This is a genomic window from Paenibacillus sp. 1182 (assembly GCF_017833915.1).
GTDB classification, from domain to species: Bacteria; Bacillota; Bacilli; order Paenibacillales; family Paenibacillaceae; genus Paenibacillus; species Paenibacillus polymyxa_D.
On the sequence record NZ_JAFICR010000003.1, the window covers coordinates 95,349 to 121,486 of the forward strand.

The 26,138-nt window shown below is 44.2% G+C and carries 26 protein-coding genes and 1 other annotated feature; of the genes, 20 read left to right on the forward strand and 6 right to left on the reverse strand.

Annotated elements, in window-relative coordinates:
* Positions 1-21: 21 nt before the first annotated feature.
* Positions 22-762, forward strand: coding sequence for a zinc ribbon domain-containing protein (locus JOD82_RS06120; protein WP_029516741.1), 741 nt, complete (start codon positions 22-24; stop codon positions 760-762).
* An 86-nt stretch (positions 763-848) separates the two neighbouring features.
* Here the strand turns inward: JOD82_RS06120 and JOD82_RS06125 are convergent, their stop codons facing one another.
* Positions 849-2,084 carry an MFS transporter gene (locus tag JOD82_RS06125; RefSeq protein ID WP_069011348.1) on the reverse strand — a complete coding sequence of 412 codons (1,236 nt, stop codon included), beginning with the start codon at positions 2,082-2,084 and terminating at the stop codon, positions 849-851.
* A 195-nt stretch (positions 2,085-2,279) separates the two neighbouring features.
* Between JOD82_RS06125 and JOD82_RS06130 the strand changes: the two genes are divergently transcribed.
* The 4 genes from JOD82_RS06130 (at position 2,280) to JOD82_RS06145 (ending at position 4,339) form a co-directional block, all read left to right on the forward strand.
* Positions 2,280-2,867 carry a TetR/AcrR family transcriptional regulator gene (locus JOD82_RS06130; RefSeq protein ID WP_029516743.1) on the forward strand — a complete coding sequence of 196 codons (588 nt, stop codon included), beginning with the start codon at positions 2,280-2,282 and terminating at the stop codon, positions 2,865-2,867.
* Positions 2,868-2,889: 22 nt separating this feature from the next.
* Positions 2,890-3,237, forward strand: coding sequence for a hypothetical protein (locus tag JOD82_RS06135; protein WP_245231561.1), 348 nt, complete (start codon positions 2,890-2,892; stop codon positions 3,235-3,237).
* Positions 3,238-3,315: 78 nt separating this feature from the next.
* Positions 3,316-3,876 carry an O-acetyl-ADP-ribose deacetylase gene (locus tag JOD82_RS06140; protein ID WP_069011349.1) on the forward strand — a complete coding sequence of 187 codons (561 nt, stop codon included), beginning with the start codon at positions 3,316-3,318 and terminating at the stop codon, positions 3,874-3,876.
* Positions 3,866-4,339 carry an NUDIX hydrolase gene (locus tag JOD82_RS06145; protein ID WP_069011350.1) on the forward strand — a complete coding sequence of 158 codons (474 nt, stop codon included), beginning with the start codon at positions 3,866-3,868 and terminating at the stop codon, positions 4,337-4,339. Before JOD82_RS06140 ends, JOD82_RS06145 begins: the two co-directional genes overlap by 11 nt.
* Before the next feature lie 46 nt (positions 4,340-4,385).
* Here JOD82_RS06145 and JOD82_RS06150 read toward each other — a convergent pair whose 3' ends face one another.
* Positions 4,386-5,570, reverse strand: coding sequence for an aminotransferase class I/II-fold pyridoxal phosphate-dependent enzyme (locus JOD82_RS06150; RefSeq protein ID WP_069011351.1), 1,185 nt, complete (start codon positions 5,568-5,570; stop codon positions 4,386-4,388).
* 42 nt (positions 5,571-5,612) lie between these two features.
* Positions 5,613-5,851: a binding site (T-box leader), on the reverse strand.
* Between the two features lie 188 nt (positions 5,852-6,039).
* Here JOD82_RS06150 and JOD82_RS06155 point away from each other — a divergent pair.
* Both JOD82_RS06155 and JOD82_RS06160 read left to right on the forward strand, forming a co-directional pair.
* On the forward strand, positions 6,040-6,648 hold the full coding sequence (locus tag JOD82_RS06155) for a DUF1349 domain-containing protein (protein ID WP_069011352.1): 609 nt from the start codon (positions 6,040-6,042) through the stop codon (positions 6,646-6,648).
* A gap of 93 nt (positions 6,649-6,741) precedes the next feature.
* Entirely contained in the window at positions 6,742-7,452 is a 711-nt protein-coding gene (locus tag JOD82_RS06160; protein WP_069011353.1) for a DUF1361 domain-containing protein, read from the forward strand.
* A gap of 56 nt (positions 7,453-7,508) precedes the next feature.
* Here the strand turns inward: JOD82_RS06160 and JOD82_RS06165 are convergent, their stop codons facing one another.
* On the reverse strand, positions 7,509-8,438 hold the full coding sequence (locus JOD82_RS06165) for an ArsR/SmtB family transcription factor (protein WP_029516749.1): 930 nt from the start codon (positions 8,436-8,438) through the stop codon (positions 7,509-7,511).
* Positions 8,439-8,946: 508 nt separating this feature from the next.
* Between JOD82_RS06165 and JOD82_RS06170 the strand changes: the two genes are divergently transcribed.
* The 11 genes from JOD82_RS06170 to JOD82_RS06220 all read left to right on the forward strand — a co-directional run bounded on the left by JOD82_RS06170 (position 8,947) and on the right by JOD82_RS06220 (position 21,055).
* Positions 8,947-10,290 (forward strand): ABC transporter substrate-binding protein, encoded by a 1,344-nt coding sequence (locus JOD82_RS06170; RefSeq protein ID WP_029516750.1) that lies wholly within the window; start codon positions 8,947-8,949, stop codon positions 10,288-10,290.
* Positions 10,291-10,383: 93 nt separating this feature from the next.
* Positions 10,384-11,274 carry a carbohydrate ABC transporter permease gene (locus tag JOD82_RS06175; RefSeq protein ID WP_013309768.1) on the forward strand — a complete coding sequence of 297 codons (891 nt, stop codon included), beginning with the start codon at positions 10,384-10,386 and terminating at the stop codon, positions 11,272-11,274.
* A gap of 27 nt (positions 11,275-11,301) precedes the next feature.
* Positions 11,302-12,144: a carbohydrate ABC transporter permease gene (locus JOD82_RS06180; protein ID WP_029516751.1), complete on the forward strand. Its 843-nt coding sequence runs from the start codon at positions 11,302-11,304 to the stop codon at positions 12,142-12,144.
* Positions 12,145-12,224: 80 nt separating this feature from the next.
* Positions 12,225-13,610: an arabinan endo-1,5-alpha-L-arabinosidase gene (locus JOD82_RS06185; RefSeq protein ID WP_069011354.1), complete on the forward strand. Its 1,386-nt coding sequence runs from the start codon at positions 12,225-12,227 to the stop codon at positions 13,608-13,610.
* 40 nt (positions 13,611-13,650) lie between these two features.
* A complete protein-coding gene (locus JOD82_RS06190) occupies positions 13,651-14,622 on the forward strand; it encodes a glycoside hydrolase family 43 protein (protein ID WP_029516753.1) in 972 nt (323 codons plus the stop codon).
* Between the two features lie 235 nt (positions 14,623-14,857).
* On the forward strand, positions 14,858-15,202 hold the full coding sequence (locus tag JOD82_RS06195; RefSeq protein WP_238794840.1) for a DUF3024 domain-containing protein: 345 nt from the start codon (positions 14,858-14,860) through the stop codon (positions 15,200-15,202).
* 328 nt (positions 15,203-15,530) lie between these two features.
* Positions 15,531-17,639, forward strand: coding sequence for a class I SAM-dependent methyltransferase (locus JOD82_RS06200; protein WP_209947978.1), 2,109 nt, complete (start codon positions 15,531-15,533; stop codon positions 17,637-17,639).
* 208 nt (positions 17,640-17,847) lie between these two features.
* Positions 17,848-18,498: a hypothetical protein gene (locus JOD82_RS06205; RefSeq protein WP_069011355.1), complete on the forward strand. Its 651-nt coding sequence runs from the start codon at positions 17,848-17,850 to the stop codon at positions 18,496-18,498.
* 91 nt (positions 18,499-18,589) lie between these two features.
* Positions 18,590-19,015: a VOC family protein gene (locus tag JOD82_RS06210; protein WP_029516757.1), complete on the forward strand. Its 426-nt coding sequence runs from the start codon at positions 18,590-18,592 to the stop codon at positions 19,013-19,015.
* Between the two features lie 161 nt (positions 19,016-19,176).
* Positions 19,177-19,650 (forward strand): MarR family transcriptional regulator, encoded by a 474-nt coding sequence (locus JOD82_RS06215; RefSeq protein WP_029516758.1) that lies wholly within the window; start codon positions 19,177-19,179, stop codon positions 19,648-19,650.
* Between the two features lie 154 nt (positions 19,651-19,804).
* Entirely contained in the window at positions 19,805-21,055 is a 1,251-nt protein-coding gene (locus JOD82_RS06220; protein WP_069011356.1) for an MFS transporter, read from the forward strand.
* A gap of 96 nt (positions 21,056-21,151) precedes the next feature.
* Here the strand turns inward: JOD82_RS06220 and nrdF are convergent, their stop codons facing one another.
* The 3 genes from nrdF to nrdI all read right to left on the reverse strand — a co-directional run bounded on the left by nrdF (position 21,152) and on the right by nrdI (position 24,767).
* Complete coding sequence (gene nrdF, locus JOD82_RS06225) at positions 21,152-22,117, reverse strand: class 1b ribonucleoside-diphosphate reductase subunit beta (protein ID WP_029516760.1); 966 nt, start codon at positions 22,115-22,117, stop codon at positions 21,152-21,154.
* A 219-nt stretch (positions 22,118-22,336) separates the two neighbouring features.
* Positions 22,337-24,421, reverse strand: coding sequence for a class 1b ribonucleoside-diphosphate reductase subunit alpha (gene nrdE / locus JOD82_RS06230; RefSeq protein WP_209947980.1), 2,085 nt, complete (start codon positions 24,419-24,421; stop codon positions 22,337-22,339).
* Entirely contained in the window at positions 24,408-24,767 is a 360-nt protein-coding gene (gene nrdI, locus JOD82_RS06235; protein WP_016819181.1) for a class Ib ribonucleoside-diphosphate reductase assembly flavoprotein NrdI, read from the reverse strand. Before nrdI ends, nrdE begins: the two co-directional genes overlap by 14 nt.
* A gap of 407 nt (positions 24,768-25,174) precedes the next feature.
* Here nrdI and JOD82_RS06240 point away from each other — a divergent pair, with 407 nt between their 5' ends.
* Positions 25,175-25,537 (forward strand): DUF2500 domain-containing protein, encoded by a 363-nt coding sequence (locus JOD82_RS06240; protein ID WP_069011357.1) that lies wholly within the window; start codon positions 25,175-25,177, stop codon positions 25,535-25,537.
* A gap of 39 nt (positions 25,538-25,576) precedes the next feature.
* Positions 25,577-26,137 (forward strand): GNAT family N-acetyltransferase, encoded by a 561-nt coding sequence (locus JOD82_RS06245; protein WP_029516763.1) that lies wholly within the window; start codon positions 25,577-25,579, stop codon positions 26,135-26,137.
* The last annotated feature ends 1 nt before the right edge of the window (position 26,138 follow it).

Below are 26,138 nucleotides of genomic sequence, written 5' to 3' on the forward strand. Positions count from 1 at the left end.
AGCGAAAGGGGATTTACGAGGATGGATAAAGCTTGTCAAAGTTGTGGGATGCCGCTGGAGCATGAGGACCAATATGGAACGGATGCACAACATCATAAAACGGATGAGTATTGCAAGTATTGTTACAAGGAAGGCGAATTTGTACAGCCTGAATTGACTATGGAGGGGATGATTCAGCAGTGTGTGCCTATCCTGGTAGAAGAGGGGATGCAGGCAGAAGAAGCGACTTCGATGCTGCGTAATTACCTACCGCATTTGAAAAGGTGGAGGTCTTTAGAGGATACAGAGCTTCAACTTGATGGACCCATTCGGGAGGAATACCGAGGTGAAATCCATTTAATTGGACTAAAAGCACGTACAAATAATCAGAAGGAACAAACATCTCACGGGATCATTCCAAATATGTGGGAACGTTTTTGGAGCGAGGGTGTGCCAGGTCGGATCAGGGGGCATGAAGGATCTGCTTCCGTCTATGGTTGCTATACTGACTATGAAAATGGAGCTTTGGGCGAGTATACATTCTTTATCGGGAAGGAAGCGGCTGTTGATTTCCAAACTCCTGACGATCTTGAAGAACTTGTTATTCCGGCTGCACGCTACGCCATTTTTCAGACAACTCAGGAACCCTCTTCTATCTTCCGAGTATGGCAGACGATCTGGGAGTGGGCTGCCACGGGACAAGGGGAGCGGACATACACAGGTGATTTTGAAGTGTATGGCAGTCCTGATGAACCTGTTTTGATTTATATCGCAATCAAGTGATGATTTTGTCGTGACAGAAGAGAACCACCCGGTCATTGTCGTGGACCCGGCGGTTTTTTCTGATTCAATCCATAGCATTCTCCCCATCAAGTTGAACGTCGGGTCACAGCCCAAAAGATGAGAGCCAGAGCACTGACACCAGCTCCTAATAGACACACCCCGTTCCATCCGGCATAGATGTACATATGAGTGGAAGCAATAGCCCCGGTGGCGCTACCGATGGAATAAAATATCATGTAGCCTGCGGTAAGTCGGCTCCGTGCCTCAGGGCGAACATTGAAAATCAAGCTTTGGTTGGTGACATGTACAGCCTGTACGGCCAAATCCAAAAGTATTACGCCAAGAACTAAAGCGAACAAAGAATGCTCGGTGTAGCGGATAGGTAACCAGGACAGCAGCAATACAACGAGTGCGATACCTGTCGTCCGTTGTCCCAAGCCTTGATCAGCAAGACGCCCTGCTCGTGCTGCTGCTAATGCTCCGGCGACTCCAGCCAGGCCAAAGGCTCCGATGGCTGTATGTGAAAGAGATAGAGGCGGGGCACTGAGAGGTAACACAAGCGAAGTCCACAATATGCTGAATGCCATAAAAATGAGCAACGCAAGGACAGCGCGAATGCGTAGAATTCGTTCTTGCACGAACAACAAGATAACCGATCGGAGCAGCTGCGGATAGGAAAGTGTCGCACTCGTGGGTTCGTTCTTTGGCAACACCCGCAACAGAGCTACAGCCATAAACAGCGTAAGTATAGCAGAAACAAGGTAAACTGAACGCCAGCCTGCCAGATCAGTTAATACACCGGCCACGGTTCGTGCAAGCAGAATGCCGATAACGACTCCACTGGTCACCAGACCTACGACCTTACCCCGTTCAGTCGGATTAGCCAAGGTAGAGGCGAAAGCCACGAGTGTTTGAGTAACTACAGCCAGCAGTCCAACCATTGCCATTCCCATAAGTAGTATTGTACGAGTAGGAGCAAAGCTAACCACGATTAATGCCAGCACGGACAGTAGCATTTGCCCAGCAATCAGCCGCCGTCGATTCAAAAGATCGCCAAGCGGGACGAGCAGCAATAAACCTAATGCATAACAAATTTGCGTGATGGTAATGACCATGCCTACCGATGAGTGCGTAATGCCAAATTCATTTGCCAGCGCATCCAACAGTGGCTGTGCATAGTAAATGTTAGCGACAGCCAGCCCGCAGGCTATGGCAAATAGGAGTGCCACAGATCGGGACAGGGAGGGAAGGGGGGCTGTTTCGGTAGCACCTGCTACCGTTTGATGAGGGAAGAGTACCGCTTTTTCTTCTGACGTCTTCATTTTCACATACCACATCGCTTTCTGTAAGTTACATACCGTTAAGTATAATATACCGATTGGTATGTAATTAATTTAGGTCAATATAACTCGTGCATATATGTTATGTCAAGAGTTTATCCTGTACATATTTGACAGTTCCTTTTCGTAATCATACAATCTTAATATACTGAACGATACAAAAAGAAGGAGTTGCTTATGGTTCGACCACGGGAATTTGATGAAGATCAAGCGTTGGATGCAGCGATGCAAATTTTTTGGGAAAAAGGATTCGAGGCTACCTCTTTAAGCGATTTAACCTTAAAAATGGGAATTCAGCGTCCTAGCATTTACGCTGCTTTTGGAGACAAGAAGCAATTATTCGAAGCCGCGCTGCGCAAATATACGCAATCTCATGCAGCTTGTGTAAGGGCTAAACTGCAAAATAGTTCATCTGTAAAAGAAGCATTTTACAATTTTTTTGGAGGAGTGGTGGCAGAAGAGTACGAGGAGGGACCCAATAAGGGATGCTTTTGCATCAACACGATGGTAGAATTAGCCCCTCATGATGAAAAATTCGAAATTTTAACTAGAGAACATCAAATGTATCTTTCTGCTGTCTTTCAGGAGACCCTCGAACGTGGTATTCAATCTGGGGAGCTTGAGGCGACTATGGATGCACGGGCTTTGGCGCATATGTTGGTCTCTTTGTTAATCGGGATTACCGTGATGATGAAATCACGCCCAGAGCGTTCTTTTGTGGATCATGCGGTTGCGACCGCACTTATGTTGCTGGATGGGAAATAGAGATGAAGGGAGGGGAGCGTGGATGCCACAGATAAAGGCCGTTCAAACCCCGATTGGAGTATTGTATGGACGAGATGCGATCTATTTGGACCATGTGCATATGAATTATTCGAAGAAGGAGCTGATTTTAAAGGGAGAGATTAATGGGGGGCTGGCAACGGAAGCAGCAGATGATTTTGTGCCTTATGAACTGATATTTACAGAAGTCTACTACTTCAACATGATTGAATTGGACGTCGCTTTGCACATGTCTGAACGGGAATATACGCAGGGCAGCAGCTTTGATGAGCTTATAGATACGCCGTTATTAGCTACAGTAGCAAGCGCACGGGGGAAAAATCTAAAGCACTATATGTTGAAAAACCTATGACGATATAGTAGAAATTGCCTGTAGAGACTATAAGATGACTATATAAACGAGTTGATTTTTAGAAGAGGGAGAGGATCAATGGATACCCAAATTGAACTATTGAACGTGACAATACGTGTGTTGCAAGGGGATATTACCCGTTGTAAGGCGGATATTATTGTCAATGCAGCCAATACAAGCTTGCTGGGTGGCGGTGGCGTAGACGGCGCGATTCATAGGGCTGGCGGTCCGGCTATCTTAGAAGATTGTGTAAGTATCAGAAACAAGCAGGGTGGATGTCCCGTAGGAGAGGCAGTTTATACCACAGCTGGCAAGCTGGATGCCCAATATGTTATTCATACCGTCGGCCCTGTGTGGAATGGTGGCGACCATCGGGAAGAGGAGCTATTGGCGAAATGCTACCATAATGCACTCCAATTAGCTTTAGAACTGAATGCACGAAGCATTGCTTTTCCGAATATCAGCACAGGCATCTACTGTTTCCCGAAAGAAAAGGCGGCGGATATTGCTATACAGGAAGTGACACGTTTTGTACGTGAACATTCGGCTTTGAATGAGATTATTTTTGTTTGTTTTGATGCGGAAAATGCTCAGTTATACAGCCGTAATGCTCAACAGGAGGTGCACGATGCTGGCTAAGCTGGTAAATAAAATTCCACGGGATTGGCTTGTATTCATGTATAAGCACACGCCGTTCACTCGATTGAAAAATGCATTGGTGTATCGGGCGCAGCACAAATTTTTGATTGCTGTGTTGGGCATTTTTACGAATGATGCCGGGGAAGTGCTGCTATTAAAGCACGTATACCGGAAGCAACCGTGGGGAATTCCCGGTGGCTGGATGGAGCTAGAGCAGCCGGAAATCGCACTACAGCGCGAAGTCCGAGAAGAAACCGGGCTGGAGGTAGAGATCACCTCATTAGCACAAGCCCAGTTTGGTCAGACGCCGAACCGTGTGGATCTCATTTTCACAGGCCGGGTTATCCCGGGTACTTTCCGACCAAGCGCCGAAATCTCCGACATTTGTTATTGCCGTGTAGGGGAATGGCCGGAAGGCTTGCCAGCACACCAGAAAAAGCTTATTCAGAAGCTGTTACAGTAGGGTTCATCCAGTACTCATGTTCATTTCAAGATAGGAAAAATCGCATTTACAGGCGCTTCAAAAATGCGCTAATGCGCTCCAAAGCCATTTCCAACTGTTCTCGCGATGACGCATATGAGCAACGGATAAAGCCCTCGCCGCCTGGGCCAAATGCAGAACCGGGTACAGTAATGACTCCTTCTTCTTCCAGCAACCGCTTGGCAAACTGCTCTGAGCTTAACCCTGTGTGCATAATGGAGGGAAAAGCATAGAAGGCACCATTTGGTTCGTGACATGGCAGTCCTGTCTGACATAGGCCTTCAACGAACCATTTTCTACGCAGATTGTAAGATTCCATCATACGATCTTTTTCCTCTAGCCCGTTACGCAGGGATTCAATAGCGGCAATTTGCCCGATAATAGGAGCGCACATGGCGGTATATTGATGAATCTTCAGCATAGCTGAAATCAACTCTCTTGGGCCGCACACATAGCCGACCCTCCAGCCTGTCATCGCAAATGCTTTGGAAAAGCCGCTGATGAGCAGGGTACGCTCTTTCATTCCCGGCAGAGAAGCGAAGCTTACATGCTTCTGTCCATAGGTCAGTTCAGCATATATTTCGTCTGATATAACGACAAGATTATGCTCCTCAACCAGGCGGGCAATCGGCAACCAATCCTCATAGGTCATCACCCCACCCGTCGGATTATTCGGATAACAGAGAATAAGCACTTTGGAACGTGGAGTCAGCTTGGCTTGGAGTGCCTCAACTGTTAGCTTGAACTGCTGATCCGCAGAGGTTTCAACCGTTACGGTATGTCCTCCGTTCAGAAACGTGATGGGCGAATACGAAATATAACATGGAGCCGGAATAAGTATTTCATCGTGTGTGGTGATCAGGGCGCGTAGTGCCAAATCCAGTGCTTCACTGCTTCCAATGGTAACCATGATTTCATCTGTCGGGTTGTAGGATGTGCTGAAGCTGCTCTCCAGATACCCGGCAATCTCCTCACGAAGCTCGGGAAGTCCAGCATTCGGTGTGTATGATGTTTTACCATTTTCCAGTGCTGTGATACAGGCCTTTCTGACATGTTGAGGGGTTACAAAGTCAGGTTCACCGACACCAAGCGATACAATATCTTTTCTGCCTGTACTATATTCAAAAAACTTACGGATGCCTGAAGGTGGCATTTCCCGTACAGCTGGAGTCAAAAAATCGGTTATAGATACTGCTGTCGATACATTTGTCATGATGATTTCCTCCTTTTTGAAAAACAAAAAAACCCGCCCCTGTAAAGGGACGAGTTTATACCCGTGTTACCACCCTAGTTTCATTCCATACGAAATGACACTCTGTTCACGTATCCATCAATACGTGTTCCGGTTAACGCTGGAAAGGCGGCAGAGCTTACTTCAGGTTCAGCCCGCTTCTCAGAGATGGCGTTCGGCTACCCTCGGAATGTTGGCTTTCACCTGCCCCAACTCTCTGCAAATCCGCTGTATAGCTTACTCGTTCTCGTCATTGAAATTTGTTACCGTATCAAGTTAGGTGTAATTATAAGCACAACATTTCAGGATGGCAAGTCTTTTTTTTATAAACATTAAAGACAGATCATCATTATTGACGACTGGAAAATAACGTATATAGTGGTATCAAGGGGATTGTGCCCAGATTTCAATGTGTTATATGACTATATTGCCAGAGAGGAATGGTGTCCATATGAACGTATTTGAACGCTTTAGCGGTAAAGTAATGCCGGCGGATTGGAGTTGGATCAATGAGCCGGCTGAATGGAGATTCGATGATTCCAAGTCTTTGCAAATTTCTGCACCTTCACAGGCAGATTTCTTTAGAGATCCGTCTGGCGCAGCGGTAAAATCGTCCGCACCCTTTTTGCATACAACGCTTCAAGGTGATTTTACAATATGGACGAGGGTTCGTGTTGATATGAAGCAGCCTTATGATTCAGGATGCTTGATGATGATGGCGGATGATACCCACTGGGCTAAGCTGTGTTTTGAATATTTTGAAAGCACTCCATCTATTCTTAGTGTGGTCACTCGGGATACATCCGATGATTGTGTCTCTGGGGCGATGGACGTGTCCAATCCGTATTTACGAGTGGCACGAGCTGGAAATTGCTTTGCATTTCATTATTCATCAGACGGTCAGCATTGGAGGCTGGCGAGATATTTTGGTATGAATGTTCCTAACCAGCTCAAAGTCGGAGTTGTTGCTCAATCTCCGGTGGGAGAGGGCTGTGCTGTTACCTTTGATGCCTTGACGATAACAACCCATGTATCCGAGGACATACGAAACGTGGAGTAAATAGACAAAGGCCCTCTCTAAATATGAAAGCGCTATAAAGTAGGGCTTAAAAAGACGTATATACGCATGATCAGGCAGGAGGTAGATGGAAACTTGCTGTTAAGAAGGAAGGGTTACAAGCTGCCCAGTTTGTTGGGAGTGCTGCTTGTAGCTACGTTGGGCTGTTTCGGGCTCATTATGTATTTACAGTCCACAAGCGGAACGAGGATGTATCAATTTCTGTACTGGGATATATTCCTGGCCTGGGTTCCGGTCTTTATCACTCTCGGCATGATGGCTTTATCCAGACTGCGAAGTACAAAAGTGAGGAGTATTCTTTTATTTTTCTCTTTAATTGTATGGTTGTTTTTTCTGCCGAATGCTCTCTATTTGGTGACTGAGTTACTTCATGCGTTTCGTTTTTACGATGTGAATCCTGATACACGTTTTTGGTTGAACACCCAATTTTGGTTAATCTTATTTACGTCTTTTTCAGCAGCAGGGCTTGGCCTTTTTCTTACATCCCTTTGTGTGTTGGTGATCCATCATATGCTGAGGAGGATTTGTTCAAAGGGGCTCGCATGGGCTGTAGTTTTGGTGTTGTTGTGGCTGGACAGCATAGGCGTATATATAGGCAGATTTGCTCGCTGGAATAGCTGGGATGTGTTGTTGCAGCCACTGGTGCTCCTTACGGATATTTGGAGCTGGGGAGTATATGCTGGACCTAGGCTTCATTTGCTGTCCTTTTGCTGGCTGGTGTTTGGGATAGCAGTCATTTTTTATTTATTGATCTATATCTCTTTAAGTGAGGATCAGGATGTTTAGGCCGAGGACATGTATTCCATGAATACAGGCTTCGGCCTATTTTTACATGTGGCGAGTCAGGAGTTGGCGTTGTCCTCCCCATGCACATCGTAAAGCACGCGCACAAGCAGATCCTGACTGAAATTCCCGAATCTTTTGCCAAAAATAGTGAGTCCTCCTTTGTTTTCTGATTCATCGGTTACAGATAAACGGAGTGTAATGTCGCTTTTATAATTAAGGTTAATATCATCTATTGTGACCTCGGAAATGCGGCACCCATCAATGAAGCTGCCTTGTTGATTGATGCGAATTAATTTGAGCATACCATATTGATTCAGATGCGGTGGCCACCAATCTGGATTGAGAACCCCCGGCACTTCTCCAAAATCTCCGGCGCTGGTCCAGTGCCCAATAGGGATACCGTTAATGTGAAAACAAATATCGGAGGGATATTCCTCACAATAGCAGGGTGCTTCTGAGCCCAGTTCTGCGGAGAATTGAATTTCTTTAAAGGATTGATTCGCTTTCAGATAGTTGGGGATACGGTATTCCAAAAAGCCCTCAGCCATCCAGATCATTTCCGACTCCAGCCGCCCGGGATCTGCAAAATAGCGTGGATCATCAAAATCGCCGATAATGCTGTCTCGGGTCACCAATCCACAAGTGGGGGACGCTTGATAGTTACTATAATGACCTACGCGAATCTCAACCTCATACACATTTTTTTGTTCTCTACTGCGCAAATCTACCATCAGTTTATCCTTGTTCAAATAGCACATTTTTCGGGTGCCGTGCTTGCCGCTCACGGTATTGATCTCCACAAGGCCGCATTCTTCCAATTTTCGAATATGCATTGTAATGGTACCGTTGCTCAAATTAAGTTTGTTAGCAATGTCATTCATACTTTGTCCCTGGTAGGCAAGTAACTCGAGAATTTGAATGCGGATTTCTGAACCCAGTGCTTTAAAAATATCTAATCCTGACATTAAGTCCTTAATATAAATCATAGCTATAGACCATCCTTATCTATAAAAATTGTGATGTAAGCGCTTATATATTTACTTTGATTTATGTTAAAATAAAATCAAAAAGAAGTAAACTGCTTTTTTGTAAATTTTTTTTACTAAATAAAGAGGGGAGCAAATTAAACTCCGAATTAAGAATTACTTCAAAAATAAATCGTATTTAAGCTTTATCACTGATTATTTCGATAAAAGTTAACTTAAATACGATTTAATTTTGCTTTCCATGTTACTCTAATCTATGTTTTATAATTATTTAAAAAGATTGAAAAATACATTGACGAACCGAGGAAAGGCATGCTATATTTTGTTTGTAAACGAATTCATTATTGATAAAGTAAAATGTTAATTATATGGTACATGAGAGGGATGATAATCACAGCGGCAATCAACAACGGGTTGTGTACCGCACAGTTAAAGATTAGGCCGAGTGGTATAAAGTTATTTTAACACTAAATGTATGCGGTTTCATTTAAATTTAGGAGGGGTCGCGTTGATAAAGAAAAAAGGTTTTGCAATAACAATGGTTGTTCTGTTGTTAATGGTGGCTGCACTGGCTGGTTGTAGTGGGGGAAGTTCCAGTAGTGATGGAAGTAAGGAACTGACATTCATGTTCCGTGGTGGCACAGATGAACAAAAGGCTTATAAGGAAGTAATCAAGAAATTTGAAGAGGAACATCCTGGCGTAAAAGTTAAAATGGTCGTGACGGCAGCGGATCAATATGCTACAAAGCTAAGAGCTGCGATCACAGGAAATAATCTTCCAGATATCTTTTACTTTGCCCCTGGAGATGTGAAAGCTTATGTAAACAGTGGGGTATTGAAGAATCTCACTCCTTACATTGAGAAGAACAAGGATATTAAACTGGATAACATCTGGAAATACGGTATAGATTTGTATCGCTATGACGGTAAAATGGCCGGTCAAGGAGATATTTACGGTATGCCGAAGGACTTAGGTCCATTCGCACTTGGCTACAACAAAACGATGTTCGAAAAAGCGGGCGTTCCATTGCCTGACAAAGACAAACCGTATACATGGGATGAATTTATCAAGGTTAGCCAAGAGTTGACCAAAGATACCAATGGTGACGGCAAGCCAGATCAATACGGTACAGGTTTTAACGTTCAGTGGGCATTGCAAGCCTTTGTATGGAGTAATGGGGCTGATTGGCTGGATGAGAGCAAAACGAAAGTAACGATTGATGATCCGAAATTTGCGGAAGCTCTTCAGTACTTTGCTGACATGCAAAACAAATATAAAATCACACCTGGTATTGAACAATCACAAACATTGGACACATACCAACGTTGGATGAAGGGCGAAATGGCATTCTTCCCGGTTGGTCCTTGGGATATGAGTACATTTGAAAAACTGCCATTCGAATATGATTTACTGCCGTTCCCAGCCGGATCGACTGGCAAATCAGCAACATGGATCGGTTCTCTGGGTATCGGCGTTTCCTCTAAAACAAAATACCCGGATGAAGCTGTTGAACTGGTTAACTATCTGACGACTTCTAAAGAAGGAATGAAGCAGCTCGTAGATGCCAAGGTACAAATTCCGAATCTGCTGGACATGGCTGATGAATGGTCCAAAGATACGAAAACCAAGCCTAACAATAAACAAGAATTTATTGATATCGTAAATGACTATGGACGCTCATTACCAGGCAACTATACGTATAATGCAGAATGGTACGATATTTTCTTCACAGATATTCAACCTGTGCTGGATGGTAAAATTACGGCGGCAGATTATGTGAAACAAGAACAACCGAAGATGCAGAAACTGCTGGATAAAGCGGTGGAGCAAGAGAAAAAATCACAGAAATAATGCGTAAATAGAGGAAAAAAGGATGATGTTAGTGGCTGAATATCATGCTGCTAACATCATCTTCATTCCAAATTAGAAACAGAGGTGAGCCCTGTGATAACCAAATCTAATCTCTACCGCAAAGAGAAGGTATATGGATACTTATTTATTCTTCCACCTATTCTCGGTCTGCTAATCTTTACGTTATTCCCGTTTGTCTATTCATTATACGGCTCTTTTACAGACTGGGACGGATTGGGACAAATGAACTTTATTGGTCTCGACAATTTTAAAGATTTATTTAGCGATGAGCTCTTTTATAAATCGATGTACAATACTCTTTTCTTAATGCTAGGTATTCCAATCGGTCTTGTACTAGCTTTACTGCTGGCACTAGGTTTGAATCGCAAGATTCCAGGTACGACAACATTTCGTGTGATTTACTATATCCCGGTTATTTCTTCGTTGGCTGCCGTTTCTATTATGTGGAACTGGGCATACAACGGGGACTATGGTTTGGTGAACCAATTCCTCGAAATATTCGGTATTAAGGGTCCTAACTGGCTAATGGATAAGGATACGGTCAAACCGGCCTTGATCCTCATGACCGTCTGGAAGGGTCTCGGATATACGATGCTGCTATATTTGGCAGCCCTGCAAAGCGTATCTCGCTCTTATTATGAAGCAGCAGAGCTAGATGGAGCTAGCGGATTCCAAATGTTCCGCAATATTACATGGCCAATGGTGAAACCAGTAACCTTCTTCCTGGTCGTAACTAATATCATTGGTGGTTCACAAATCTTTACTGAAATGAACATTATGACACCTACAGGGGGTCCGGAATACTCATCCGCCTCAATCGTCTTTTATATTTGGGATAAGGCATTTAAAAACCTGCAAATGGGATATGCCTCCGCGATGGCTATGATTCTCGGCATCTTCATTTTTATCGTAACTTTGATTCAATTCAAAATGAATGAAAAATCGTCCTTTGATGGGGATTGATTTTCGCGGAAAGGAGTGAGTCTGATTATGTCCCATAGTCAAAAAACGAAAGTTACCAATATCATTATCTTTATTGCACTAGCGATTGGAGCGATTGTGATGATCGCGCCACTGCTTTGGATGCTGTCCACTTCGGTGAAAGAAAAGCAGGATGTTTTTGCTCTTCCACCAGTATGGATACCAGAGGTGTTCCAGTTTGGCAAGTATAAGGAAATTTGGGAAGCAGGACCTTTGTTAAGCGGGATCAAGAACAGCGTGATTGTGGCTGTAAGTGTTACCGTTGTGGGTACCTTTACATCCAGTGTGGCCGCTTTTGCATTTGCAAAGCTGAGATTCCCTCATAAAAACAAACTGTTTTTGGCACTCATCGCATCTATGATGATTCCATACCCAACGGTTATGATTCCACAGTTTATGATGTTTTCCAAACTTGGCTGGGTCGATACACTTTTACCTCTGATCGTTCCAGGCTTATTCGGAAATGTAGTTATGATCTTTTTCCTGCGGCAGTACTTGCTTAGCGTACCAGATGCCATTATCGAAGCTGCGAAAATTGACGGAAGTTCTTATTTCCGACTCTATTCGTCGATTACGTTCCCGCTCATTAAGCCGGCGGTTGCGGCACAGCTTATTTTATGGTTCATGGGAATTTGGAACGATTATTTGGCACCGATTATTTACTTGAACTCACCAGAAACGCAAACACTGCAGCTGGTTATCGCGAATTTTAATGCGACTTACGCCATTCAGACGGACTATCCGCTTATAATGGCAGCATCCATTATAGCTTTGTTACCTGTACTGATTATATTCTTGATCTTCCAGAAACAAATTATTGAATCGGTTGCCATTTCGGGTGTCAAAGGTTAATTGACACTTGGAGGGTACGGATGAACGATGTAAGGCAGTCACAATATGTAATGGGTAAAGGAAGGAGGAGAATAACAGTTATGGTTATGCTGCTCATGCTGGGTCTATCCGGCTGTGGGGATAACACTCCGGACCCTGTGTATCCGCAGGCTCCGCCTCCCGATCACTTGTATGATCAAAGTACGATTAACGATGAACAGCGCTGGACCATTAACAATGCACATGACCCGGCGATTATCAAAACAGATCAAGGCTATTATGTCTACTCAACGGATGTAAAGACAGGTGGAGAATTGAGACCTGGTGTCATGGTACGCAAATCGACTGATCTGATTCATTGGAACTGGGTTCAGTATGCACTCCCCGGCATTCCAAAGGTAGCAGAGGCGTGGTCATCGGCAACCAATCTGTGGGCACCGGACATTATCAAGATGGGTGATACCTATCGCATGTATTACTCCGCTTCTACCTTTGGCAGCACACGGTCTGCGATCGGATTGCAGACATCCAGCTCCCCGGAAGGCCCTTGGAAGGATGAGGGGCTGGTCGTTAAAACGGAAGAGCATGACAAGCTGAATGCGATTGATGCCAATCCGGTGCTGGATGCAGAGGGTAATCCATGGATGGTATACGGCTCTTTTTTCGGCGGTATTTATATTACACCGCTTGATCCCCAGACTGGAAAGCTCAAAGAATCTGGCTATGGTAAAAATATCGCTGCCAGAGATCGGGCAACTGAGGACGGTGCTGTAGAAGGACCTTACATTGTGTACAATCCAATGTTCCGTAAATACTACTTGTTCGTCTCGTATGATTCTTTGTTTGAGGACTACAATGTTCGCGTTGCCCGTTCAGATTCTATCACAGGCCCTTATGTGGACATGAATGGACATGATATGGCAGATACCAACTATTTGCCTCAATACGAGATTGGAAACAAGGTATTGGGCGGTTATCGGTTCAGCGAAGGAGAAGGCTGGGTTGCGCCAGGTCACAATTCTGTCCTGAAGGACGGTGCGGATTATTATATTGTACATCATGCGCGAGGAGAAACGGACAAGAGCTGGCCGTACCTGCATGTACGCAGAATATTGTGGACGGCAGAGGGCTGGCCGGTCGTCTCTCCAGAGCGCTATGCCGGCGAAAAGGAGCAGGATATACCCAAAAGGCTATTATCCGGCAACTGGGAGCGCATCGTGATAAAGCAGGAAGTAGACGGCCAGGTGGAAGCTGAACAGCTCCGTCTAGAAGATGGAGGGCGGGCAACCAGCGGTTCTCTTGAAGGTCACTGGAGCTTTGATGGCAGGCGTACTCTAACAATGGATTGGAGCAATACATCCGAAGGAACTAAGGAAGAATTGTTATTGCTTCCTTCATGGGACTGGGAGCTTGGTCGCCATACTTTAATTTTCACGGGTATGAATGAAAAGGGAATTTCCATTTGGGGAAAGCGTATCAGCGATTAATTGTATGAACTACATACTACACATAGAGGAGAGAATAACCATGAATCAAACTGTACCCTTTAATAATCCGGTCATTGAGCAACGGGCAGACCCTTGGATTTACAAGCATAGTGACGGATACTATTATTTCACCGGATCTGTACCAGAGTATGACCGCATTGAGGTTCGACGAGCAAGTACTATTCAAGGCTTGAGTACAGCAGAGCCTGTCGCAGTGTGGCACAAATATGAAACGGGCCCGTTAAGTGCGAACATTTGGGCACCGGAAATTCACTATATAAACGACAAATGGTACATTTATTTTGCAGCAGCTCGTACAACAGAAACGAAGGAAGGCCTGTTCGACCACCGGATGTTCGTGCTTGAAAATGATTCAGCTAATCCTCTGGAAGGGGAATGGGTGGAAAAAGGACAGATCAAAACCCGTTGGGAGACGTTCGCTCTCGATGCGACAACCTTCCAGCATAATGGAGTTTTGTATTATGTGTGGGCTCAGAAGGACCCTGACATCGTCGGTAATTCCAATCTGTATATTTCCGAAATGAGCAATCCATGGACGTTGCGCGGTGAGCAGGTGATGATCTCCACTCCTGAATATGATTGGGAAATCATCGGTTTTAAGGTGAATGAAGGAGCAGCGGTTCTGAAACGGAACGGGCGGATCTTTATCAGTTATTCAGCTAGCGCCACAGACCACAATTATTGCATGGGTCTGTTGACGGCAGATGAGAATGCGGATTTACTTGATCCGAAATCATGGACGAAATCACCTCAGCCGGTATTCTGCACCCATGAGGAAACAGGACAATTCGGGCCAGGTCATAACAGTTTTACGGTTGCTGCTGATGGTAGCGATGTAATCGTATATCACGCCCGGAATTACAAGGAAATTACAGGCGACCCGCTGTATGATCCGAATCGTCATACACGTGTGCAGCCGTTCTACTGGAAAGAAGATGGAACACCTGATTTTGGTATTCCAGTACCAGATGGCGTTTCTGTTGATAAATAAGCGAAATTTATTATAGATGGTTGACGTGTTGCACAGTGGCACTTTAACTTTCTAGAAATCATAGGGGATTATGATTCGGCTGCGTATAACAAGAGTAATGAGATATCTTCTGAGCCTTCAGGCTGGAGGATATCTTTTTGATTTTGGGACGGCATGAAGGACTCTTTTCAAAAACTTCGATTTCTGCTATATTTAAATCGTAATATTTACGAATTGATCAAGGGGTGGAAATCTCGTGAACGAACGGATTGATCCGTTTACCGTTAAAAAGGTTGAATACCTGCTGAATGGCTATATTGCGCTAAAGGTGCCAGGCTACGTGCGTTCTGACGTGCGGCTCATTTATCAAATAGAGGATAACTGTTTGATCTTGATGGAGGAAAGGCCTTCTAATGAAACTGAGTTGTGGGATCGCACGGACATTGTCCAATTTCGCTGGGAAGAAAATCATTGGCATGTATATGCCCGGCAAGAAGCTGAAAGCTGGCAGTGTGTAAAAGAGATTGCACCTAATCCGTGCTTTGAAGAACAGCTCGAACAGGTAGAAATAGATCATGCAGGTATTTTTTGGACAGGTTAACGAAGTCCAGAATGATAAGTTCGGAAGATGGAGGTAGTGGGAGTCGTGTCGTTAAACTGTATATGGAAATAAACAGGCTGACCGTAATTCCTTATATGGAAGTTACGGTCATTTGTTTTGTCTGATGTGGCACTGTCTAGTGCACTTGAGGGTTATGTATGCGTTTGGAAAGTATGTCAAGCGGTTGATTGATACAAATGTTTAATATTTTCCACGAGGTGGAAGTTACAAATGTATGGTAAAGTGTAGTATATACAAGGTTTTAATCCAAATGTCTTATTCAAAGTCTCCTGTGCATACCGAATCCGAATCACACGAGGTGAGAAAAATGTTGCAATCGTTAAAAGCCATTGCTAATTACAGGAAAGAAAATGATCTGGCCTGGGATACACCGACTTGGTTAAAGCTGCTTGTTTCGGCTGAGGAGCGTATTGTAAATTTGGAACGCATTCGATCTATAGGTGAGTTAAAGGATGCCAATCCTGTACTGGATTACGTGGAGCGTACGTTGCTTATTTTGGACGGACTTCCATTGTCATTCTGGGTTAAAGAGCTACTGGAGGATGTATTGGTATGGTCTGAGACAGCCAAAGGAGGCACAGTCCGCGAACGGCTACGCTGGCAGCATGAGGGTATTAATTTATTTGTACATAATATCGGATCCTCCCAACTGTATGTCAGACAGGCCCAAGCGGAGTCCCCTGCTTACCCGCGCAATAGCATGACCCGAATTCTGATTGAGACGCATGGATTGATCGGGCAATATATACGGGGGGAAATTCCTTTTGCTGAAAATCGACTGCTGCTTGAAATTACTCGTAAGGGCTGGCTAAGCCCTGAGGAACTGGAGCTTGTTTTACGGGCCCTGAACGAGTGTATTATCGCCGGGGTGGAACCTGCATTATGGGACCAAGTACGAAGTGAAGTGGAGCAGCTGATCGGCTGGATTGCATGGGATAACGCACCTGTAGTCTGGAGTGTAAAGGAGCGACTGGAAAGATTACGGTCGGTTTCCATTCATGAAGGGGAGCCGTTCGAGCAGGCTTACACAGAACTAGAGCGGGAGTTGAATGTAGAGAAGGCGCTGGCTCCGTTGGAGAATCGGACACTTTGGTATGTAGAATCAGCTTTGCAGGATTTTTCACTTCAAGAACTGGTAAAGGTATTTTTACTCACATTAAGGGATGGCACAGGGCAGGAACAGCCTGCGACCGTTCGCCATATCAGTTTCGAATCGCTCATGAATACGATGTATTATGACTATCGTGGTGTCAAGAAAATTAACGTATATAAAAAACGAATGATAGAAAAATATTTAAGTGCACTGTCTTGGCAGGACATTTCAAAAGGAAAACGGAAGCATAATCCTCATTTGAGTGTGATCGTGGAGCATAAAGAGGAGCTGCCGAGTACTGTATTTTTTAATTTTGTATTTTCATCTGCGGCTGAGAAACTGATTGACTTTTGTATTGAGGCAGAAAAAACGCCTCTGTATGACAAAGCAGTCCTGCTGCTGTTCGATCTGTTCGGATTACGGCGCGATGCGTATGATCGCTTTCACAATGAGGAAACGTACCTTACAGATATGAACCAGACCGTAGATTACAAAAGGGTCATTTTAGATTATGTGACTGGAACCCGCATACTGGATATTGGACCCGGCGGGGGTGTACTGCTGGATCTGATCGAACAGGAAAGACCAGATGCGAAGCCATTAGGTCTTGATATTTCTGTAAATGTCATTGAGGCACTTAAACGTAAAAAGCAATTGGAGCGCCATCGTTGGGATGTCATCAAAGGGGATGCGCTTCAGTTAGAGGAATATGTGGAAACGGGGAGTATGGACACGGTCATTTTCTCATCGATTCTTCACGAGCTCTATTCCTACATTGAACGAGATGGGATTCGGTTCAATCCACAAACAGTGGAGGCAGCTCTGCAGAGCGCCTATCGTGTGCTTGCACCCGGCGGGCGTATCATCATTCGTGACGGGATTATGACCGAACCAGTAGAGCAGCGCAGACGAATTCGATTCTTGGAGCCGGATGGAATGGAATGGCTGATACGGTATGCGCAAGATTTTGCAGGTCGCCACATTGAAATAGAGCGTGTGGGGGAGCATGAGGCTGTTTTACCAGTGAACGATGCGATGGAATTTCTCTATACCTATACATGGGGAGCGGAAGCCTATGTGCATGAAGTGCAGGAGCAGTTTGGTTATTTTACCCCGTCACAGTATGAAGAGTGTATTCGTAGCACACTTGGATCACAAGCGATTATCCGCGTGAGCCGTCATTATTTACAGGAGGGCTATGCCGAGGCGCTGTCCAGACGTGTTGAGTTCATGGATGAGCAGGACCAGCAGGTTTCTTTTCCAGACAGCACCTGTCTGATCGTGATTGAGAAGCCGAATAATAGGGTTGGAGTTGCTGAATGATTTTTAAATTGAACAAGAGAATGCCTTCTGATTTGTGCCAAGCACGATTAGAAGGCATTTTTTAGAAAGCTATGCATTCAAATATGACCGTGCAGCGTATACAGAAGCCAAAGGACCATTCATTCGGCAGGTGGTTGAGCGGGCGAAGCTTGAAAGATATAGGTAGGGACAGATGAATTCTTAGTCGCATGAACAAAGTGGGGGAATGATGAAGAATATGATGCTTGATGCACAGCTAACGCCGAATGGTTTAAAAGACAGAATGCTACTACTGTCAGCGCTGGACATTATATTGTCTCCAGAAGATTGGTTACGCACGTATCGTATGCGGTCTGAGTGGTCTGGTGATGTGTGCCTGGGTGAGGTAAACAATGGCGCTGGAGATACGATTCATATGCTATGGACGGGTGAAGGTGTGCTGCTGAAGGGGTTTGACCATGAATCCCCTGTAAGTTCTCATGCGAGAGACGATTATGAAGTCTGGCCGGGCATATATGACGGTGTGCCTAATGATATGATGGAGCTTTTGGAAGATGAAGCACTGGAGAAAGAGGACGTTACCTTTTGTATGTGGAGGGAAGCGGGAGATAAAGAGTGGCGTATGGGCAACGCGAACTTTCCTGAGGGATATGACGATGGCTCATCCTTTTTGTTGGGGAAAATTATAGTTACACCGGAGGAATATCAGGATTGGGCTGAGAGTTACTATGAGTTGCCGATTTCTCTAGGGGTGGTAAGCCAGATTTTCAACGGCGTTCCGATCACTGCACAGATGATCTCTGCGCTTCATCCACAGCGTAACGTTACGGAAGCGATAAAGGAGCTAAAGCAGCTTGGCGTTCAAGTGCATGAAAGCTAAGAATACAGATTTGTTTTTCTTGACAAGTTTTGTATATAATACAGGAGAAATGCTGGGTTAACCACCTCGAATTAAAGGAGCTGTGTTGAAGATGTCCAAACGTTTGATTCCTTACATCACGATGGATGGAAATGCAAAAGAAGCAATCGAATTTTATAAAGAGGCATTGGATGCTCAACTGCTTTTTATTCAAACCTTTGGGGAAATGCCGGAAAACCCCGATTTTCCCATTCCCGCAGAGGTCAAGGAACGTGTGGGACATGCTACCCTTAAAGTGGGTGAGACAGAGCTCATGTTTTCTGATACCTTTCCCGGGTCACCGTTTAGCCGCGGGAATCAGGTGAGCATCTGTATTACAACCGATAGTGTGGAGCAAGCTCAAAAAATGTTTAATGCTCTACAGCAGGGAGGACAGGTGGGAATGCCTTTGCAGGAAACCCATTTTAGTCCAGCTTATGGGAATGTAACAGACAAGTTTGGTGTCACTTTTCAAATGTTCACTGAGGCTGGGTCTTAAGAAATGTAAAACGGCTCGATTCCGCTACTTTAGCGATCTGGCCGTTTTTTTTTCGTGTATGCCCTCGTGCTCAATTCAATAATTATTTTAATATTGTTGAAATAGAAACAAAAATATACTATATTGTATTGTTAATGCACCAACGGGTGGGAGGACAGGCCATGAACAAAGAAGAACAGGTCATAGTGGGTTTCAGGGACTTATTTAACAAGATGGTTTGGCTTAATAAAGATAAGATGGAAGACAGCCTTAAGGGTTATAAGCCTTCTGAAGTACATTGCATCGAATACATTGAAAGAAATGCAGATTCCAACGTGACAAAACTTGCGGAGTCCCTTTATATGACTACCGGTGCCATAAGTAAAATAACTAAGAAGCTTATAAAAAAAGGCATTATCGAAAGCTACCAGAAGCTGGATAACAAGAAAGAAGTCTATTTTAGGCTTACTGAGGAAGGGAAAGTAATCTATAACATCCATGAGGAACTGCACAAAGAGTTTCAAGAGCGGGATAAAGCCGTATTTGAGCAGGTAACCGAAGAACAATTTAACAGTATGATTAGCTTCTTGGAAAAGTATAGTAGGCATTTGGATGCAGAAATAAAAAAACAGGGTATAGATATTAAGACGGAATAAATTTGAATAATGAAAATCAAACCATAGGCAGCCGGGCTCTATTGAGAACGGGCTGCATTTTTTTGTTATTATTTTGTTGCCGAGGAAGCAAAATTGTGATACGATATTTTTGCTTCCGAGGAAGTAAAAATTAACCTTTAAGGGGAGAAATGAAGTGTTCAAATGTAGATCACACAATGAACAGAACACAGAACAAACCGTAGATAAACACGCTTTAATATTCGGCCTTATCTCTGTATTTCTTTGCGGAATAGGCTTCAGTATCATAATACCTGTCGTCCCATTCTTAGTGCAGCCTTATACAAGCAGTCCGGGAGAACAAGCTATAGTTGTTACGCTGCTGACCTCTGTTTATGCATTCTGCGTGTTTTTTGCGGCTCCCGTACTTGGAGCTTTGAGCGACAAATATGGCCGTCGTCCATTGCTCTTAGTATGCCTTTTGGGTTCCGCAATTGGGTACTTGGTTTTTGGCATAGGAGGAGCTCTATGGGTACTATTTGCTGGGCGCATCATAGAAGGGTTAACAGGCGGGAGCATAAGCACGATCTTCGCCTATTTTGCAGACATCATTCCTCCAGAAGAGAGAACCAAATACTTTGGATGGGTGAGTGCGGTTGTAGGTGTAGGCACTGTCATTGGGCCAACTCTAGGCGGATTACTTGCCAAGTTTGGTTATTCTGTACCCATGTATTTTGGAGCAATCATAACTTTATTGAACGTTGTTTATGGATTCTTTTTTATGCCTGAGAGCCTTGACAAGAAACATAGACTGAAAGAGATTACCTTTGTAAGACTGAATCCATTTACACAGCTTGCAAATCTGCTTTCCATGAAAAACTTAAATAGGTTACTTGTCTCTGCGTTCTTACTTTGGATACCCAACGGATCTTTACAGGCCGTTTTTTCACAATTTACAATGGATACTTTCAGTTGGAGGCCTGCACTAATCGGACTTATGTTTTCAATTATGGGTTTCCAAGACATCATTTCACAAGGTTTCATCATGCCCAAGCTTTTGATAAAACTTAATGATAAACAGATAGCCATTCTTGGAATGGTTTCGGAGATTATAGGTTACAGTCTTATTGCGCTATCTACTTTGTTCTCATTCTATCCTCTTTTTATCGCTGGAATGTTTATATTTGGTTTTGGTGATTCGATCTTTGGACCTTCATTCAACGGGATGCTCTCCAAGTCTGTCGATTCTAGTGAACAAGGAAGGATTCAAGGAGGTAGTCAATCTATTCAGGCTTTAGCAAGAATGATTGGGCCTATTATTGGGGGTCAAATCTATGTATCACTTGGTCATGCCGCACCCGCTTTTATGGGTATAATCCTTATAACAGCGGCAATACCAGTTTTATATAAGCGAACGCATGTAAATGAGGATTTTGCAAAATCCTGAAATATGTAAACTATCTACTTTCTTTAGGCAATAGGGTTTCAGAACTCAGGGACAAGTTCTGAAACCCTATTTGTTTACAGTTTTACGTAATTGTACTTATACGCCAAAATTAAAATCATCATCTGTCAGCGGCTCTACATTCATCGCCCGCACATAGCCGTTTCCTTTTTTAGAAAAGAAATCATGCTGCTTAGTATGGGTGCTGATGCCGTTGAATACAATGGGATTAACTTCTTCTTCTTCAAACAGTGGATCAAAGCCCAAGTTCATCATGGCCTTGTTGGCATTATAGCGCAAAAAGACTTTCACATCGTCTACGAGTCCAATAGGGGTGTAAATTTGCTCGGTGTATTGTTCCTCGTTATTATGCAAGTAGCGCAGCAAGCCTACCAGCGTCTGGTAAAGATCACGTTGTTCTTCCTCGTCCAATTCTGCATAAATCTCCTGTGCCAGTACACCTACGTACACACCGTGAATACTTTCGTCCCGTAAGATCAAATCGATAATTTCTCCACTACATGTCAGCTTGCCCTGGCCCGCCAGATAAAGAGGATAGAAGAAGCCGCTATAAAACAAATAGCTTTCTAACAGCACCGACGCAGCCATCGCGAGATAGAGGTCTTTCGGTGTGTGGATATTCATATAATATTGACGAATGGTTTCTGCTTTGGTTTGGAGATGTGGATTTTCTTCCACCCAGCGGAATACACCGTCAATTTCTTCCGTGGAAGCTAGCGTTGTAAAGATGCTACTGTACGACTTGGCATGGATTTGTTCCATCATCGCCATAAAGCTTAGTACGGCTTTGCGTTGTAGTCCGTCCACATGCTCCATAATTTGCGGCATACCCACGCCGCCTTGAATGGTATCCAGTAGCGTTAGTCCGCCTAGCACCTTCATGTAGGCTTCTTTTTCGATATCACTGAGGGTTACCCAGGACATTTTATCGTCAGACAACGGGATTTCGTCATCCGTCCAAAATTGCATAATGTTCTGGTTCCAGAACATCAGTGTGAAATCATCGTCCGAGCGATTCCAGTTTACAGCTTGTATACCTGTCATTGTTAGCATTCTCCCTTCAGCTTGCGAGATTCCCTGGAAACACACATTGAAATAGTGCAGGCGAATCATCGTATGCTTGACATACGGAAGCTGTATCCGCGAGGGTCTTGTCCAGTCCCGTAAAGGTCTAAACCACACGCTGGATACAGCTTCTAATGCAAAGCATCCATATCTATTTAAAATCTAATTTTTATACTACAGCTTGTTACCATTTATGCTTTAGATGGAGCAGGTGAGACACTCTTCCACAGACAGCTTTTTAGTGCGTGTGTAGTATAACGATTTAAGTCCTTTGTGTGCGGCGTACAGATAGCAACGTGCTAACTGACGCGTAGTCACGTCACTGTTCACATGAAGCACGGTCGAAATTCCTTGGTCCACATGCGGCTGGATTTCTGCAATCAGATCCAGCACTTTGAATTGGTCCATTTGATAAGCAGATTTATAGAAGAACACGTTATCCTTTTGCAAATAAGGCATTGGATAGTAGGTCGTCGAATTGGCATAGGTACGGGTTTCAATCTGCTCAACAATCGGCATAACACTGGATGTTGCATTTTGAATGTACGAAATGCTGGCAGTCGGCGCAATTGCCATACGATAGGCGTGGTACAGGCCATTTTTCATCACATCTGCTTTTAATTTGTCCCAGTCCGCTGTAGTCGGAACATAGATGCCCTTGAACAGCTCTTGCACACGTGCAGTTGTTGGACGATAATCTGTGTTCAGGTATCGGTCAAAATATACGCCTGTCGCATAATCCGATTCCTCAAATCCATAAAAGCTTTGTCCAGCCGCTTTCGCGATTTCCATACTCTTTTCGATGGAATGATAGTTCATCGTCATGAAGAAGGTACGGGCAAAGTCTTTTGCTTCATTGCTTTCATACGCAATTTTGTTCTTGGCAAGGTAGCCGTGCAGATTCATGACACCCAAACCGACGGAATGCATTTCACGGTTCGCTTTCGCAACACCTGGCGCATTAGCTACTTGGGTCATATCGCTGACCGAGGTGAGCGCAATCATACCCTCGTGAACGGATTCGCGGATTTTGCCATGCTCCATCACATTTACAATGTTCAGAGAAGCCAGATTACAGCTCACGTCCCGGCGGATGGTATCCTGTTGGCCGTAATCTGTAATTTCGGAAGTTTCCTGCAACTGGAAGATTTCCGTGCATAGGTTCGACATCTTGACTTGACCCACGTTTTTAAGAGCATGTGCCTGGTTCGCGTTACTTTTGTTCATGATATATGGATAACCAGACTCCAACTGAATCATGGCAATTTTCGTCAGCATGTCACGTGCGCTCATCGCTATTTTTTTCTTCACCCGATCGTCGGCGAGCAGCGTGTCGTACATTTCATCCAAATCCATGTCGTCCAGATGTGTTCCATAGGCTTTGAACACACTGTAAGGAGCAAATACATGCAGCGGTTCATTATCTTGAGCCAGCTTGTAAAAACGGTTTGGCACCAGCAATCCAATCGAAAGTGTCTTAAGACGTACTCTTTCGTCAGCATTGATTTTTTTGCTATCCAGAAACTCCAGCACATCCCATCCGAAAATGTTGTAATAGGCTGCCCCAGAGCCTTTACGTTGCCCCATTTGATCCGCATAAGAGAAGCCGTCTTCCATCAGCTTCAGCACAGGCATAATGCCTTTTGCTGCGCCTTCTACGCCTTTAATCGCTTCGCCGCGTGCCCGCAGCTTCGACAGGTTAACGGCAACACCGCCGCCGATTTTGGACAATTGCATGCAAGTGTTTAGCACATAGTTGATCGAGTTCAGGGAGTCGTCCATTTCGAGCAAGAAGCAGGATACCAATTCCCCACGGCGGCTTTTGCCTGCATTCAGGAACGTTGGTGTCGCTGGCTGGAGACGTTGCTCCATCATCGAGCGGGACAACAGGCGTGCCGTATCCGCGTTACCGCGTCCCAAATGCAGGGCAACCGCGGCTACCCGATCAGGGTAATGTTCCAGATAGACTTTACGGTCATTACTCTTCATTGCATAATCGGTATAAAACTTGGATGCTGCCATATAGGAAGGGAATTTAAAATTATAGCTATGAGTGATATGGAAAATATCATTAATTTCGTCAGCCGTGTAGCTGTTATAGAAATTTTCGTAATAATCATTCTCAATCATATACAGCACTTGAGCGGCTGTGTCAGCAAACTTCAAACTCCGTTCCTGAACTTCCTTCATAAATTCTGCTACAGCCTCTTGGTCCTTTTCCAATTGGAAAAAGCCGTCTGTATCGCGTTTCATCAACATGTTGTTCAATTCAATATGCCGCAACTCGGCTCACCTCCTGTTTAAAACGCTCTACATCTCCGAACGTTCCAGATAATTCAAATTTACTAATCACGGGGACATTATAATGATCGGCAATCAAATCCGCACTTTTGGCAAATTTCTCACCCCAGTTACGGTTGCCGCTTGCAGCTACACCAACAAGGTTTTGAGCATTCTTTTTCAAAAAGGAAGATACCCTCTCAGGTATCTGCCCAAACCCAGTTGTATATGTAATAAGTACGTAAGGTTCTTCTATAGTCATTTGCTCCTCGATCTGAACCGCTGGAAGCTTGAGCTTGTTTATAAATCTTTTTACATTGCCGGTCTTGGAATCATATGCAATCAGCATGGTATGCAACCTCCTTAAACATTTAACGAAAAAAGAAAACGGCATTGCCTGGGATCTATTATAGATGGAATCCCTTGCTGGCTGCGCCATTTAAGATTTTTGACTCTATATTTACATGTATTTTCATACCTGTATCTTCAAGATATCGGGCATAAATACGTTTTTTACACTATATTTAGAGTACATTCTCTATTTTATATCTATATATAGTTTTGTCAATCGGTCTAGAGGGGATCAGAGGACCCAGATCGGGTAGAAGTCCAAGCGGGGTGCGGAAAAGAGCGAAAGAACTTTTTTTTCGTAAGTATGTTAAAAAAGTATTGGAGTTTTTGAGGGTGAAGATGTACGATTTGTCAATGGGCAATTGAATGGAAAATTTACATTTTACTGTAGAAAGGATGAAGTGAATGGGAAGTGATTCTATGGAAGTTCAATCGTTTAATACGATCTTTTTTATCGTATTTGGACTCATTGCTTTTGTAATGATTATGGGAATTGTCAAAACGATCGGAGCGGGCCTGTCCAATCAAGCAGCCGAACGGGTACAACGTTCATGTAAGGTTGTGGATAAACGGACGAGAGTGCGTGGGGGATCAGGCGATTTTTCAGCTTCGACCTATTATTATATCACCTTTGAGTTTGACGGGGGTGAGCGTAAGGAGCTGGAGGTGAAGGATAGGGACTTTGGTATGATTGTGATCGGGGATCGTGGGGAGCTTCATTATAAAGGTACACGTTTTCTGGAGTTTGTGAGAGTAATGGAAGCATAAAGGTGCTTAAACAAATACATAATCGGAGGGAAGATTACGATGCCGCATATCATTGGAAAACGAGTTGTATTGAGAGAATACCGTCAAGAGGATATACCAGATATCCGAAAATGGGTCAATGACCCGGAAATCACACGTGGTTTAAGCGACGTGTTTATCTATCCGCATTCACAGGTGAATAGTGAATCTTTTGTACAGATGATGATTGACGGCAACCCCGAGATCAAAGGTTTTGTCATTGCGCATAAAGACACCCTGGATTATATCGGACAACTGGACTTATTTAAAATCAACTGGGTGAATCGGCATGCCACCCTTGGAATTGTGATCGGGCGTGACGGTGATCTGGGCAAAGGTTATGGACGGGAAGCGATCCGGCTGTTACAAAAATTTGCATTTCATACGCTGAACCTACATCGACTGGAGCTGGAGGTCTATGCGTTCAATGAACGTGCACACCGTTGCTATTTGGCCAGCGGCTTCAAGGAGGAAGGGCGGCTGCGGGAAAAGCTATTCAGGGAAGGGCGATACTATGACATTATTCAGATGGGGATTTTGCGAAGTGAATATGAGGCTGCACAGCAATCGACGGAATCCTGAG

Excerpts from the sequence above, each read along its gene's own strand:
- JOD82_RS06120 (WP_029516741.1), top strand. The coding sequence starts at position 22 with ATGGATAAAGCTTGTCAAAGTTGTGGGATGCCGCTGGAGCATGAGGAC.
- JOD82_RS06125 (WP_069011348.1), bottom strand. The coding sequence starts at position 2,084 with ATGAAGACGTCAGAAGAAAAAGCGGTACTCTTCCCTCATCAAACGGTA.
- JOD82_RS06130 (WP_029516743.1), top strand. The coding sequence starts at position 2,280 with ATGGTTCGACCACGGGAATTTGATGAAGATCAAGCGTTGGATGCAGCG.
- JOD82_RS06135 (WP_245231561.1), top strand. The coding sequence starts at position 2,890 with ATGCCACAGATAAAGGCCGTTCAAACCCCGATTGGAGTATTGTATGGA.
- JOD82_RS06140 (WP_069011349.1), top strand. The coding sequence starts at position 3,316 with ATGGATACCCAAATTGAACTATTGAACGTGACAATACGTGTGTTGCAA.
- JOD82_RS06145 (WP_069011350.1), top strand. The coding sequence starts at position 3,866 with ATGCTGGCTAAGCTGGTAAATAAAATTCCACGGGATTGGCTTGTATTC.
- JOD82_RS06150 (WP_069011351.1), bottom strand. The coding sequence starts at position 5,570 with ATGACAAATGTATCGACAGCAGTATCTATAACCGATTTTTTGACTCCA.
- JOD82_RS06155 (WP_069011352.1), top strand. The coding sequence starts at position 6,040 with ATGAACGTATTTGAACGCTTTAGCGGTAAAGTAATGCCGGCGGATTGG.
- JOD82_RS06165 (WP_029516749.1), bottom strand. The coding sequence starts at position 8,438 with ATGATTTATATTAAGGACTTAATGTCAGGATTAGATATTTTTAAAGCA.
- JOD82_RS06180 (WP_029516751.1), top strand. The coding sequence starts at position 11,302 with ATGTCCCATAGTCAAAAAACGAAAGTTACCAATATCATTATCTTTATT.
- JOD82_RS06185 (WP_069011354.1), top strand. The coding sequence starts at position 12,225 with ATGGTTATGCTGCTCATGCTGGGTCTATCCGGCTGTGGGGATAACACT.
- JOD82_RS06190 (WP_029516753.1), top strand. The coding sequence starts at position 13,651 with ATGAATCAAACTGTACCCTTTAATAATCCGGTCATTGAGCAACGGGCA.
- JOD82_RS06200 (WP_209947978.1), top strand. The coding sequence starts at position 15,531 with ATGTTGCAATCGTTAAAAGCCATTGCTAATTACAGGAAAGAAAATGAT.
- JOD82_RS06205 (WP_069011355.1), top strand. The coding sequence starts at position 17,848 with ATGAAGAATATGATGCTTGATGCACAGCTAACGCCGAATGGTTTAAAA.
- JOD82_RS06210 (WP_029516757.1), top strand. The coding sequence starts at position 18,590 with ATGTCCAAACGTTTGATTCCTTACATCACGATGGATGGAAATGCAAAA.
- JOD82_RS06215 (WP_029516758.1), top strand. The coding sequence starts at position 19,177 with ATGAACAAAGAAGAACAGGTCATAGTGGGTTTCAGGGACTTATTTAAC.
- nrdF (WP_029516760.1), bottom strand. The coding sequence starts at position 22,117 with ATGACAGGTATACAAGCTGTAAACTGGAATCGCTCGGACGATGATTTC.
- nrdI (WP_016819181.1), bottom strand. The coding sequence starts at position 24,767 with ATGCTGATTGCATATGATTCCAAGACCGGCAATGTAAAAAGATTTATA.
- JOD82_RS06240 (WP_069011357.1), top strand. The coding sequence starts at position 25,175 with ATGGGAAGTGATTCTATGGAAGTTCAATCGTTTAATACGATCTTTTTT.
- JOD82_RS06245 (WP_029516763.1), top strand. The coding sequence starts at position 25,577 with ATGCCGCATATCATTGGAAAACGAGTTGTATTGAGAGAATACCGTCAA.